This is a genomic window from Xanthocytophaga flava (assembly GCF_030068545.1).
In the GTDB taxonomy this organism is placed as follows: Bacteria; Bacteroidota; Bacteroidia; order Cytophagales; family 172606-1; genus Xanthocytophaga; species Xanthocytophaga flava.
Genome location: NZ_JASJOR010000004.1, coordinates 1 through 12,063, shown reverse-complemented (window position 1 = coordinate 12,063; position 12,063 = coordinate 1). Strand labels below are relative to the sequence as shown.

Below are 12,063 nucleotides of genomic sequence, written 5' to 3'. Positions count from 1 at the left end.
ATACCATTTGCTTAAGAGTTGCATTACTCTATAACTTCATTTTACAACAAAAAGTTTTATCATATGACTTAACACCATAGAAGTTTGTGTAATGTTTTATATAAAATGTTGATTCTTACAATAAACTGTTCAAAAAGAGTATGGCTGTGTCGCCAAATTTTTATACTCAATTATTTGTTCCGAATTGACTCAATAATCGTTTATTATTGCTTGGTGTATCTCAATACCACTGTTAACAGATCATACTTTCTTCAGAACGTTTAATGTACCACTAGGAGTATAATCTCCCAGAGATTTTCCGCTACGCATTATATTTCTAAAGACAGGCTTTTGTCCGAATAATAGTGTGTCGATACTAAATTGATCTCCGGTAATGATTTGCGAATTGTAGTGTTTTACTACCACGAATAAACTGTTGCCAAGATGCAAAGCTCTGATCATTCGGTCATTCCAGCCTATTTCGAGCTGTTGTCCTATGCTTAGTTGTGTAGTGACTACAACTGTTTCAAATTGGAGTGATGGTGGCGGTACATGAGATGAAGGTATATTTTGCTCTACTGGTTGTGGAGCTGTCTGTGGTTTCTCCTGGTATTGTTTCCGCAAAAAGACACCATTCAAAATTCCTTTTTCGTCTGTCTCATTGCATAGCAAAAGTTTTTGGGCTCCAAATCGGCCAAATTCCAGTTTAAGTTCCTGACTATTACATAAACTTTCTCCAACCAGAATAATTTTATCAATGTCTTCTGTTCGATGATTGTTATTGGTCAGAAACTGGTCAAATGTTTGTCCAAGACTGCGTACATGGTAGGTGACCTGTTGCTCAATCTCATCTTTTTTCAGAACAACTTTGTTTTCAGCTGCTTTTTCTATCGCGAAATTAGACTTAACATCAATAAATGGGCGAACATCGGAATCCATTTGTCGGATCCATTCCTTAGCCATTCGGAAATGGCGTTTGATCTCTTTGTCTATCTCTTCTTTACTGGATAAAAGCCGTCTTTGGTTGTTGATATAGTTTACAGCATAGGAGGCTACTACATTGATTCGGCTATCTACACCCATTAGTGGATAGGTATGTGTAGCTATCCGTTCTACAGCAGAGGCATTATAACATTGTACCAGGGAATAGTTCAGATTTTCGTTGAAAGCCTCTACTATCACTATTTTCTTTTGGAGTAGGTGGCTCAGTTTTCCGTTCTCAAATAGGCTTAGTGCAAGTGCTTCTGCCGGGATAAAAGTTGTTTGATCAACCTCATATCCTATACGTTGCAGATACTCAGTAAAAACTTTCTGAGAAGGAACTGATACATTATCTGAAAAAAGCAGTGAAACAGGTATGGTTGCTGTCGGGTCAAGCGAACTGGTTAGTTCGCCTAAAATACTCAGGTACTGACGACGAAGATCATCCATGATTACTTTTAACAGCTCTACTACTGGCACCATATATTGAAATGCCTGATAGTGTAGCTTATCATCTAAGATACTCTGAAGAAAATTGCCGTATGTGTTGGGCTGACCATCTTCGTATTCCTGACGGTAGCGCTCTCCATAGAATATTTTACTGCTTGAAGGATCAACAAAGAAGAAAAGAGGTATCCTAAAAATGTCCCGAACTACAATAGGAATAAAAGTATCAAAAGGCTTTACACCAGCCATTAAGAAATCAGTGTCTACATAAATTACTAGTCGGCGATTCATTCGTGTATTCTTGGACTCAGAAATTATACAAAGTTGAAGAGCAAAAATAGTATCTTTTTAGTAAACAAATTGTTTTATAATGCATTTTGGTCTGGAGTTCTATAAAGTAAGGGATGAATAACAATTTCTCTTACAGATTTGGTTAATGAAAATTATCTCTTCATTTCTCAGTGATTAAAGTTGGTACTAAATGCACCATTGTTGCCTGAATAAAAGAAAGTAATCAATGCTGAGTTTTGTTAATATATTGTATCCTGCTGGTATATGGTATTAAAATATCTTTCTGTATGAGTAATAGCTATTTTGCCTTTTCATACAATGATACTAAGGCTAGAAAGAAAGTAGTTTATATGTTTCTATCCCCATAGTTTGTCTGCTATACTAACAATTGGTCTATATACTATGATTTTTGCTTTGTGTAACTACTATTAATAGTAAATTATTTGGAGACAAAGAGATATATAAACATAAAGAATTGAGTCTAGCTTTTATATGTGACAGCCTTTTTTCTTATTAAATATCAGATTCTCAATTGATGTTTCTCTGTTTTATCCTATATAAGGTAATAATTATATAGATTTGTTTGAAAGAGTATTTTTTGAATGTATATTTATTTATGTTTTTAGTGAATAAAGTTGGGTATTTTGTGTGATGGGTTAATTTGTAATTGTCTGTTTTGTTTCTGTTACTATTTGATCAGTAGGTAAGCTGGTAAAGGTAACTTTTTAAAATTAGCTGAATTTTGAAGACTATGAAAAGAATTTTTTTGTCAATTACTGTTGTGATAGTTATGGTTTTTACCGGACAAGCACAGATGAGGATTACACCTAAAGCAGGTTATGTTGCTTCTACATGGAGTATGTCTTCTTTAGTAAAAGAACAATATTTTGAGGTGGAGAAAGTAAAATTTATTTCAGGGTTTGCGGTAGGAGCAGCATTTGAAATTAGTTTGACTGATATATTTTCGCTTCAACCTGAAGTGCTATATTCTCAAAAAGGTTTTAAAGGTACAGGACTATATGATGATGGAGAGAGAACAGGTACTTATTCAAAAACTTTTCAATTGAACTATGTAGAAGTTCCTGTATTATTTAAGGCATCTTTTGGAAAAGAAGATGGTCTTCGTTTCTTTGGATATTTTGGATCATATTTAGGTTATACTTTTAATGGAAAACAAAAATATGAGATAAGTAGCGGCAATATAAAGTTTAGTCAAACTGTAAAAATAAAATTTGAAGATAGGGAAAGTTCTTTGGAAGAAATATATTATAGTAATGATGAGGTAAATCGCTTGGATCTGGGAGTCTATGCAGGTGCAGGAGTAAGCTTACCTGTTGGGATTGGAGCTATCTCTCTGGAAACACGCTTTGGCTACGGGCTTGGTGATTTTTACAGAGATACTTCTCCCTTTTATGGGAATGAAAATCTGAAATCACAAACCAGAACCATCAGTGCATTTATCGGATACTCACTCCCTCTTAAGGGAAAATAATTTAAACTAACGAGTTTAATGGAAAGTACTTTTTTTGATGTCAGAGTTTTTTTTAGATAAGCGAACCTGCTGAAATTAGATAATAAGCTTTATATAGTTGGCTGGATATGTGGTTGTTAAAGCATAAATTTATGAGTACCACCTTATTTGAACTATTATGTGACATCTATTTTTACTTGTTGTTAGTATAGTCTTTATTTTTAATGTCACTCAAGCACAAATTAATAGTACAAGTCATGACTCTATAAAATGCAATATCAATAATGATGTATTCTTTTAGTAAGTAATCCGTACAATAGCCACATCATCTAATGGTTGCAGATGCCATATATTTGCCAGCAAATTAAATCGGGAAAGTAAGGTCTCTTTTTCCTGAGCAGGATTTGTCATCAACCATTCGATTGGGTTTATCTTCGGATCTAGAGTGGATGGATAATTGGATAGAAATGTCTCAATCCCATCTGTCGCTATAGCAAGATTTTGAATTTGGGTTGTGTAAATCTTCTGGGTTTGGCTGCCATACCATGTCTCAAAGTCTTCACTCAGATGATAGGCAAAATAATCAGGTGTGTTCTCCTGATCAAAAATATATACCTCACCATTAACTGTCACAACTCCATCACCCAGTACCAGGATCAACGCTTCCTGTGAGTTGCGGTCTACCAGAGCCAGAATGAGGGTAGTGAGCAAATCGTGTGTTTCCAGCAACAAAAAGTTTCTGATTTGTTTTATCTCTGCAAATAGATGTTGGAGCAGGTACTTTGCATTTTCTTCCAGAGATAGTGCAGATTTGTTTAAAGTATAAAAGTCTTTGTAAGCCTTTTCCCGAAGAATCTTGTGTAGAAGTTTGCCTGTTAGTGTCGAAGCAAAATAACTTTCGTTCCCCATGGTACACCCATCCATGACAGCACAGACAAGTATATCTTTCAGGGATTCATCTACTAGCAGGTAATCTTCACAATGATTGGTATGGGATGCGCCTATGTGTAGGACAGACTCTATTTTCATACCTCAATACTAGCATTTTTATCTATTGCTTTAACCAGCAGGCTGTAATATTATCTGTACTTCCGGCAGCCAGGGCTTGTTCTACCAGGGTTTGGGCTAATGGCTTGGCATTGGAAGATATGATTTGGGAAATTTGTGTATCTGTCAGGAAGTCGTGGACTCCATCAGAGAAGGATAGAAGCATTTCGCTTTCTGTCAGTGTATAGGGACCTGTAATGTCAATTTTAATGGTGTCCATTGCCTGACCAATGGCCGATGTCATAGTGGTGCGGTAGGGATGATTGGCTGCTTCAGACTCTGTCAATGTACCTGCATCAATCATCTGCTGAACAATCGAGTGATCTTTGGTCAGTCTGCGCAATCCTTTAGAAGGATGCCAGGCATACGTGCGGCTATCACCAATATTAATAACATAATAATGTTTTTCCTGAATCAGAAATCCGGTAAGTGTGGTGCCACAATTTTTATATGCCGGATCTTCAGTATGTTTTTGAAGCACTTTCTGGGCCACCTTCAATGCATGTTCATGCAGAAAGGTTTTGGGATCGTTAAGGTTTTCTATTCTATTAAACGCCTCCTGAAAATGCTGCACACAGATTTGACTCGCCCAGTCTCCATGTCCATGTCCACCTACTCCGTCTGCAACTAATAGCAGGCAGGCGTCTTTTTTTACTTCAATCAGATAGCTATCCTCGTTCACAGGCTTTTTGCCTGCTATGGTGTAGCCATCTGTCGTATAAAGGGGTTTGTTTTGTAAGGCAGAAAACAGTTTCTGAAACACAGCTGTAAGGATTGATGGGTATTGTTTTTCTTTTAACGGCTCTTGAGCTAATCAGGTTTTCCTTGTAAGGAAAACGCTTTCAGTCTCATAGTCCGAAAAGATAACCATTTCGATTAATTGTACAAAAAAATATTTTCTGGTTGGGTTACCCTTTTATTTTTGCTGTATAAAGCAATGAATTTGCAAGTTCCTCCGGCGATTTAGTTCGTGACAGTGCACAGTTGCAACCGATCTGCCCAGAGTCTTTTCCTGAGTAAAACAGTTATTATACATCTTTATTCTTTTTGATGCTTACAGCTGACTCTTGTCAGTTATTGAAATTGTTTTGTCCTGATCTTACTACTTTGTTACTATAATCTATGAAACGTTCTTTTTTCAAAGTTCGCATGGCTATTGCTATGTTGTGTGTTACACTAGTATCTGCTTGCCATTCTGGCCGTCATGAGTCAACAGAATTATATGATATGACTACAGATGCACTGGAAGTACCAGCACCTGAGGCGATGAATACTGAATCGTATGCACATATCAAAGAAAATGGCTTTCAGGATGCTACTCGCACTCCGTTGTCTACTTTCTCTGTTGATGTAGATGCGGCCAGCTATGCCAATGTGCGTCGGTTTATTACCAGTGGACAGAAACCGCCTGTAGATGCTGTCCGCATCGAAGAACTGGTCAACTATTTTGATTATGACTATCCTCAGCCTACAGCTAATCAGCCATTTTCGGTTACAACAGAAGTTGGTATCTGCCCCTGGAATCCCGAACATTATCTGGTACATATAGGTCTGCAAGGAAAAAAGCTGTCTACAGATGATCTGCCTGCTAGTAACCTGGTGTTTCTGATCGATGTATCAGGATCTATGAGTGATCCGGACAAGCTGCCTCTTTTACAGAATGCATTTGAGCTTCTGACTGATAATCTGAGACCCAAAGATAAGGTAGCTATTGTAGTATATGCTGGTGCAGCCGGCTTGGTATTACCTTCTACTTCCGGATCTGATAAAGAAAAAATTCAGAGTGCTATCGAAAATCTTCAGGCTGGTGGTTCTACTGCTGGTGGTGAAGGTATTCGGTTGGCCTATCAGGTTGCAGAGGACAACTTTATCAAAGGAGGTAATAACCGGATCATACTGGCTACAGATGGAGATTTTAATGTGGGTGTTTCATCAGACTCCGAGATGATTCGGCTGGTAGAAGAAAAACGTAAATCAGGTGTGTTTTTGACTGTAATCGGTTTTGGAACTGGAAATATCAAAGACTCCAAAATGGAAGGGATTGCTGATCATGGCAATGGCAATTACTATTACATTGATTCGGAGATGGAAGCCAAAAAAGTACTGGTAACTGAAATGGGCGGGACTTTATTTACGATTGCCAAAGATGTAAAAATCCAGGTTGAGTTTAATCCTGTGGCTGTGAAGTCTTATCGTTTGCTGGGATATGAAAACAGATTGCTGGAGGACAAAGATTTTACAGACGATACAAAAGATGCAGGCGAAATAGGAGCAGGCCATACCGTAACTGCATTATATGAAATAGAGTTGACAGACAAAAAACAACATACCTCACCTACATTAAAATATCAGAATCAGACACCGAATGAAGTAGCCCATACTTCAGGTGAACTAGTTACACTGAAGCTTCGCTACAAAAAGCCTGATGCAGATGTAAGTAAAGAGATGGTGCAGGTGATAACCAAAGACCAGATTCGTACAGAAACATCCGATAATTTCCGTTTCTCTGCAGCTATAGCTGCCTATGGTATGCTACTACGAAATTCTGACTACAAAGCCGATGCTACTTATGATAAGGTGATTAAATGGGCGTACGGTGCAAAAGGTGTTGATCTGTCAGGAGATCGTAATGACTTTATCCGGATGGTAGAATCTACTCAGAATTTGGGTGAGGTGACAGTAGCAGAAAACGAATAATAAATAAGGAAGTCCGGTGTAGATGACCGGACTTCCTTATTTATTATTCACTTTTTATTTACAAAAGTATTCCAAACCCAATATTAGCATTCCATTGATACGTTTTTTGCAGGTGTTGTTTGGCCTGCTCCCAGGCAGCTTCCTCGCGTGTGTCCAGTACAGTTTGATTATCAAAAAGATAAGGAAATGCGAGGTTAAAGCCAAAATTAAAGGTAAATCTATCGGCAATAATTATTCTTTTGCCAATACCAAACCCTGCCACCACTCCAGAAATAGGACCATTTTTTTCTGAAACGGTATATGTGGTTTGTCCTTCTTCCTGTGAATGATAAGAAGACTGAATGTTTCCTGTCAGATAATTGCAATGAAACTGTAAATAACTGCCGATAGGGGCCAGTGCATTTTTGAGATATCGTCGGTAACTTATACCGAGGCTCTGTGTTTGTAAGTTAAACTGTATCTTATCTCCTGAATTATAATCATAGATACTCTCATTAAAATCTGTCACAAGCCTGCTCTTGGAGTAAGAAACAATATCGAAGTCTATTCCGAGTGTCTGCGTTTTATTGAGGGTATATTCAGTATGTAGATTCCATTTGTAGCGAAATTTTACAGTTGAACTTCCCTCCAGTATCAGATCTGTAATTACTGGAGCCATGGACTGAAAATTCGCATCTATGGCTATTCGTTTACCCATATATCCGGAGGTTTGTGCCGATGTATTGAGTATGGTAAGAAAACTTAAAAGGATAAATATATATTTCATTTGAAAGATTGCTTATAGAAATTGGTTCGGACTGTCTTTTACTTCTTTCTTTTGTGTTTTACCTGATTGAATGTATTGTAAATGTTAGCATTGAGTACATACCCGGCATCTTTGGTGCTTAGAATCCGGTACTCTGCCAAATAGACCTTTTCATCTTCAACATTAAAGACTGTCGCAAAATATAAGACTTCCGGATGAGGAGCGAAGGCTTCCCAGGCTATGCCAGGCAACAAATAAGGTGCTCCCAATGCCCAGAACATTTTTGGCCAGGGTGGACTGTCTCTTAAACTAAATACACCCGTCCAGCATACATAAGGAGTGCCATATTTGGCAACAAATTTTTCTTTTTGCTCTTTTGTGAGGAGTGGCACATCAATGTTATCATGGATAGACATTTTGCTGATCCAGTCTTTGATAAGAGCATAATCGTTAAACTTATCTGCATCCGATGCATTCAGGGTTCTGGGTTCAATCCATTGTGTCTGTAGTCCCAACTGTGTCGTGATGGTTTTAATCCGATCATTAAAGGCCTGGTTCTTTTGTTCGGACTCCAATAGACGAAGCTTTTGTTTCTTTTTCCGATCATCAATCTGATAGTACTCTGTATTTACAATAACCACCTTGTCAATACCCAGAGAAGCTCCTCTCTTTTTCAGGTATTTCCGGTAAGCAGCCAGATCTCTTCTGCGACGGTCTGCATTTTTATCTTTTTCTTTTTTCTCGTCTACATATTTGTTAAACAAATCTGTAAATTCCTTTTCTTTCAGATACTCTGCAAAGGCATATTTTTCGTAGGTACGTTCAGACTCCAGTTTTTTGATTAGCTCTATCTTGGATTTCTGTGGTGCTTGTGCTGTATCTGCTTCAGGATCATATATATTGCTATCTGTTGTGAATTTGCCTAATGAAGACGTTCCACCAAACGCAAGTTCCTGAAGGGCAATTTCTCCCAATTCTTTAATTTGTACATCCTGAGGAAACTTATTCCGGATTTTCCAGGTGTAGGATACGGCCAGAATCGTCATTTCTTCATTTGACAGCTTTGAGAAAAGATAATAGAGTCTTTGAGATGCGCCTTCTACGTCTTCATATTTATAAGATGTGGGGGTGTCATCGCTGGATTTTCGATAGCTGTATCGTGTATTTTTAGAAGAGTTAGTTCCATAGTTGGCATATTTGGCCATTTGAATCAGGGAAGAGCTGATCACTTTATGGAGATACGTAGAGTTAGGATATTCCTGTAACAGAATATAACAGCTATAGATAGCATTGACATAATCCAGACTTCTCAGATACAGGTCACATACCTCAAAGCGGGCAATCTGACGAACTTTCTGAAATGCTTTTTCAGAGACAAGATAGACTTTTCCTCCTTCTCTGATGTTGGTTCTCAACTTGTCAACAATCGCTTCTTTTCGTTTATCAGTATTGGGATGGCTGCTCTCTGTATCATCTTCTTCTTTTTTAAGACTGATAGGTTTTACACTCGCCAGACGATATGATTGAGGAAATCGATAATCTTTGGTTTCAAGAAAGGCTAGTTTACACTCGATATCTTCAAATGGAAGATCAGAATACTTCAACACTTCAAAAACATCTGTCAGGTTTTGAGTAGTGTAATCTGACTTCAGATAAAGAGACAGTCCTTCACTATCTGCTTCTGTCTCCATATCTTTGGAATACTTCATCTTGGCCAGAAATTTATCGTCAACTGATAGTCCGCGATAATCTCCTCTACCACTATAAATCTTCTGACTTTCGAGATAGCCTGTAATACTGTGCTTCTTTGTATAGTGACTGATCTCATGGGACAGAATGAAGGCTAACTGGGCTTCATTGTCCAACTGAGCCAGTAAGCCCAGATTAACAAAGACAATTCCGGCATCCGTTGCAAAGGCATTGGCTACTTTAGACTTTACTGTATAAAATCTCAGCTTCTTTCTGAGGTCAGGTTGTTTCTGCAATAATTTATCCGCTACCTGATTCACATAGAGGGTAACCGAATCATTGAATAGAACCCGTCCGCTAAGCAGTAATTCATCCAGAATAAAACTACTGGTCAGGTAGAAATCTTTTTTGTATTTTTTTTCTTTCCGGGTGCTGCCAGTCTCTGTATCAGTTTGTTGGAGGGAGTTCTGATATTTTGTGGAAGATAATGTCAGAAAATCAGATGGAATGGGGTTTACAGATTTAATAGATTGGTAATTATCAAAGTTTTGTGCACTGAGTAAGGTAGATGTTAATAAACAAATAACATAGCAATAGAAATGCTTCATAAAATAACGTGATGGTTTCGTAAATATTCTAATCTGTGGTAAAGCTACTGCTAGTCAAAGAGATAATGTAATTAAATTTAAAATCTTTTAGTCAATGTAATAATTGTCAATACTATTTAGTGAGACTTCTTTGTTGAAATCTTATTAGAAATTAGAAATAAGAGTGTTTTTTATAGATGTTTCTATCTTGAAAATAGTTGAACAGATATCTGAGAATTATTCTTCTCCTGAAATAGGTTACATTACATGTAAGGAGTGTATTAAAACGCAAGAAAATATAACCGATTTGTATTCATGAACGTAACACGGCAGGGTTTACGAAAAATAGCTATCTATCTGAGTCGCACACTAGGTATACTGATATGTTTGTTAATTCTATACTTGATTTTGGCTGGTCTGGGAATGATGATTCCTGTCAACAAAGATTATCAGATGGCTTCAGAAGGGATTCCGGTTTTTGTTACTACCAATGGATTTCATACAGATGTTATTTTGCCTGTGAAAAATCGCAGAGACAAATGTTTTAGAGTACTGCAACAGCCTGACTTATCAGCCAACTATGCCAATTATCCTTATGTGTCGTTTGGCTGGGGTGACAGGAATTTCTATATGGAGTCTTACAATAACAATTTTCCGTCAGTAACGACTATCCTGAGTACGTTGTTTATACCTGGAAAAACCTTAATGCATATTGATTTCTATAAAGGAACACCAAGAATAGGAAAACAGGTAAAAAAACTGATACTGACACCGGAACAATATGAACGACTGGTAGATTTTGTTAATGCCTCTTTCTTCAGTGAGAATGAATCGTTTGTTAAGCTTCCTCAGGCTGGTTATTATGAAACGGATTATTTCTTTGAGGCACAAAAGCGATACCATCTCTTTAATACCTGTAATGTATGGACAGGAGAAGCTTTGGCTGCAGCAGGTATAAAGGTATCTTACTGGACCCCACTCGAAAGTGCCGTGTTTTACTATCTGTAATCACCTAATCAACTGCCAGATTTGTTTAAAAGGCGAAATGTGGTTTGATCAAAAGACAGTATTGCATAGTGTGTGGGTAGTTCACAGGCCTGAATGCTAGACAAAATGAATAAAAGCGAAGCAGTAGTAGTTATCAATGTGTGAAAAAGAAGAAAAACTACCCCCATCGCTTTTGAACAAATTTAAGAAGGATTGCCCCAAAGCCAACAAATCCTGATTCATACGTTGTGTGTAATCATCAGTGGTATTATCATAAAAGAGACAGTCAATCTCAACAAAATCAAAATTCAGATAGGCACTATTACAGACAAAGCTCAAACTCAGGTCAATTCCCATTATCGGAGATTAACGCCTTTTTTCAATCATCTTTTTTGTTGGTATGTGTTATGGAAATGCATACTGCATCTGGTAATAAAAGAAGTAATTGGCCAGTTATACAAACGGAAACTCTCCCTGTATTTTGTTGGATGGCACTTGTTGGGAGTTTGATAAAACAAGATTTTATTTTATAACCTTAAGTATTGTATATCAAAACATTGGCTTACCTGTTTTCTTTATAAATCTAGCCAATAAAGGAAGTTCCAACTAAGGGGAACGAAAACGGTTTTACAAATGGCTAATAAACTTTATTCCTTACAGGGAATGATTTTATTGGCAGCCGCGAATATGTAGAAAGGGACTGGTTTAGGGATTTGATTAAGGTATTGGGATTGAATTTTATTATTCGCTTTCCGAATCAGATTACAAAACCGATCTGCAAGAACAAGATATTTCCTATGCCAGTATGTGCAAACGAGACCGAAAAGGGGAAATGTCCTTACAAACCAACAAGTAAAAAACGGTATCAATCGCTTTTCAGGAAAAGATATAGTCTACTGTGTATACACTCTCAGAAAATAGTACTTTTACTCCAATGGCTATTTTTAAATCGAGGCCATACAACTAAGCCTAAACCTGCCTTACTAAATATTAGTCCAGCATTAAGACATAAAACCTGACTGCTGGACAAATATTAATCAGGTAGGTTTAGGTTTAGTTGTGATGCCTACATTTAAAAATAGCCATTGCAGCAAAAGTACTACTTTCTGAGAGTGTATACACAGTAGACTATATCCTTTCCT

The 12,063-nt window shown here is 37.3% G+C and carries 8 protein-coding genes; 3 read left to right on the top strand and 5 right to left on the bottom strand.

The genetic code is table 11. The features are described 5' to 3' along the window. Nucleotides 1–240 precede the first annotated feature (240 nt). Nucleotides 241–1,698, bottom strand: coding sequence for a hypothetical protein (locus QNI15_RS07265; RefSeq protein ID WP_313998103.1), 1,458 nt, complete (start codon nucleotides 1,696–1,698; stop codon nucleotides 241–243). A 751-nt stretch (nucleotides 1,699–2,449) separates the two neighbouring features. Here QNI15_RS07265 and QNI15_RS07260 point away from each other — a divergent pair. After that, on the top strand, nucleotides 2,450–3,190 hold the full coding sequence (locus QNI15_RS07260; RefSeq protein ID WP_313998105.1) for a porin family protein: 741 nt from the start codon (nucleotides 2,450–2,452) through the stop codon (nucleotides 3,188–3,190). A 276-nt stretch (nucleotides 3,191–3,466) separates the two neighbouring features. On the opposite strand, the gene QNI15_RS07255 is transcribed toward QNI15_RS07260, so the two are convergent. Together QNI15_RS07255 and QNI15_RS07250 are read right to left on the bottom strand one after the other, a co-directional pair. Further along, nucleotides 3,467–4,198: a protein phosphatase 2C domain-containing protein gene (locus tag QNI15_RS07255; RefSeq protein WP_313998107.1), complete on the bottom strand. Its 732-nt coding sequence runs from the start codon at nucleotides 4,196–4,198 to the stop codon at nucleotides 3,467–3,469. Nucleotides 4,199–4,220: 22 nt separating this feature from the next. After that, nucleotides 4,221–4,979, bottom strand: coding sequence for a PP2C family protein-serine/threonine phosphatase (locus tag QNI15_RS07250; RefSeq protein WP_313998109.1), 759 nt, complete (start codon nucleotides 4,977–4,979; stop codon nucleotides 4,221–4,223). A 359-nt stretch (nucleotides 4,980–5,338) separates the two neighbouring features. Here QNI15_RS07250 and QNI15_RS07245 point away from each other — a divergent pair, with 359 nt between their 5' ends. Then, nucleotides 5,339–6,913 (top strand): vWA domain-containing protein, encoded by a 1,575-nt coding sequence (locus QNI15_RS07245; RefSeq protein WP_313998110.1) that lies wholly within the window; start codon nucleotides 5,339–5,341, stop codon nucleotides 6,911–6,913. A gap of 58 nt (nucleotides 6,914–6,971) precedes the next feature. Here the strand turns inward: QNI15_RS07245 and QNI15_RS07240 are convergent, their stop codons facing one another. Both QNI15_RS07240 and QNI15_RS07235 read right to left on the bottom strand, forming a co-directional pair. Further along, nucleotides 6,972–7,679 carry a hypothetical protein gene (locus QNI15_RS07240; RefSeq protein WP_313998112.1) on the bottom strand — a complete coding sequence of 236 codons (708 nt, stop codon included), beginning with the start codon at nucleotides 7,677–7,679 and terminating at the stop codon, nucleotides 6,972–6,974. Between the two features lie 38 nt (nucleotides 7,680–7,717). Next, nucleotides 7,718–9,955 carry a M48 family metallopeptidase gene (locus QNI15_RS07235; protein ID WP_313998114.1) on the bottom strand — a complete coding sequence of 746 codons (2,238 nt, stop codon included), beginning with the start codon at nucleotides 9,953–9,955 and terminating at the stop codon, nucleotides 7,718–7,720. A 294-nt stretch (nucleotides 9,956–10,249) separates the two neighbouring features. Here QNI15_RS07235 and QNI15_RS07230 point away from each other — a divergent pair, with 294 nt between their 5' ends. Further along, nucleotides 10,250–10,942, top strand: coding sequence for a TIGR02117 family protein (locus QNI15_RS07230; protein WP_313998116.1), 693 nt, complete (start codon nucleotides 10,250–10,252; stop codon nucleotides 10,940–10,942). The last annotated feature ends 1,121 nt before the right edge of the window (nucleotides 10,943–12,063 follow it).

Bases quoted from the DNA above. Each gene is read 5' to 3' on its own strand.
- QNI15_RS07260 (WP_313998105.1), top strand. From the start codon at position 2,450: ATGAAAAGAATTTTTTTGTCAATTACTGTTGTGATAGTTATGGTTTTT.
- QNI15_RS07245 (WP_313998110.1), top strand. From the start codon at position 5,339: ATGAAACGTTCTTTTTTCAAAGTTCGCATGGCTATTGCTATGTTGTGT.
- QNI15_RS07230 (WP_313998116.1), top strand. From the start codon at position 10,250: ATGAACGTAACACGGCAGGGTTTACGAAAAATAGCTATCTATCTGAGT.
- QNI15_RS07235 (WP_313998114.1), bottom strand. From the start codon at position 9,955: ATGAAGCATTTCTATTGCTATGTTATTTGTTTATTAACATCTACCTTA.
- QNI15_RS07240 (WP_313998112.1), bottom strand. From the start codon at position 7,679: ATGAAATATATATTTATCCTTTTAAGTTTTCTTACCATACTCAATACA.
- QNI15_RS07255 (WP_313998107.1), bottom strand. From the start codon at position 4,198: ATGAAAATAGAGTCTGTCCTACACATAGGCGCATCCCATACCAATCAT.
- QNI15_RS07265 (WP_313998103.1), bottom strand. From the start codon at position 1,698: ATGAATCGCCGACTAGTAATTTATGTAGACACTGATTTCTTAATGGCT.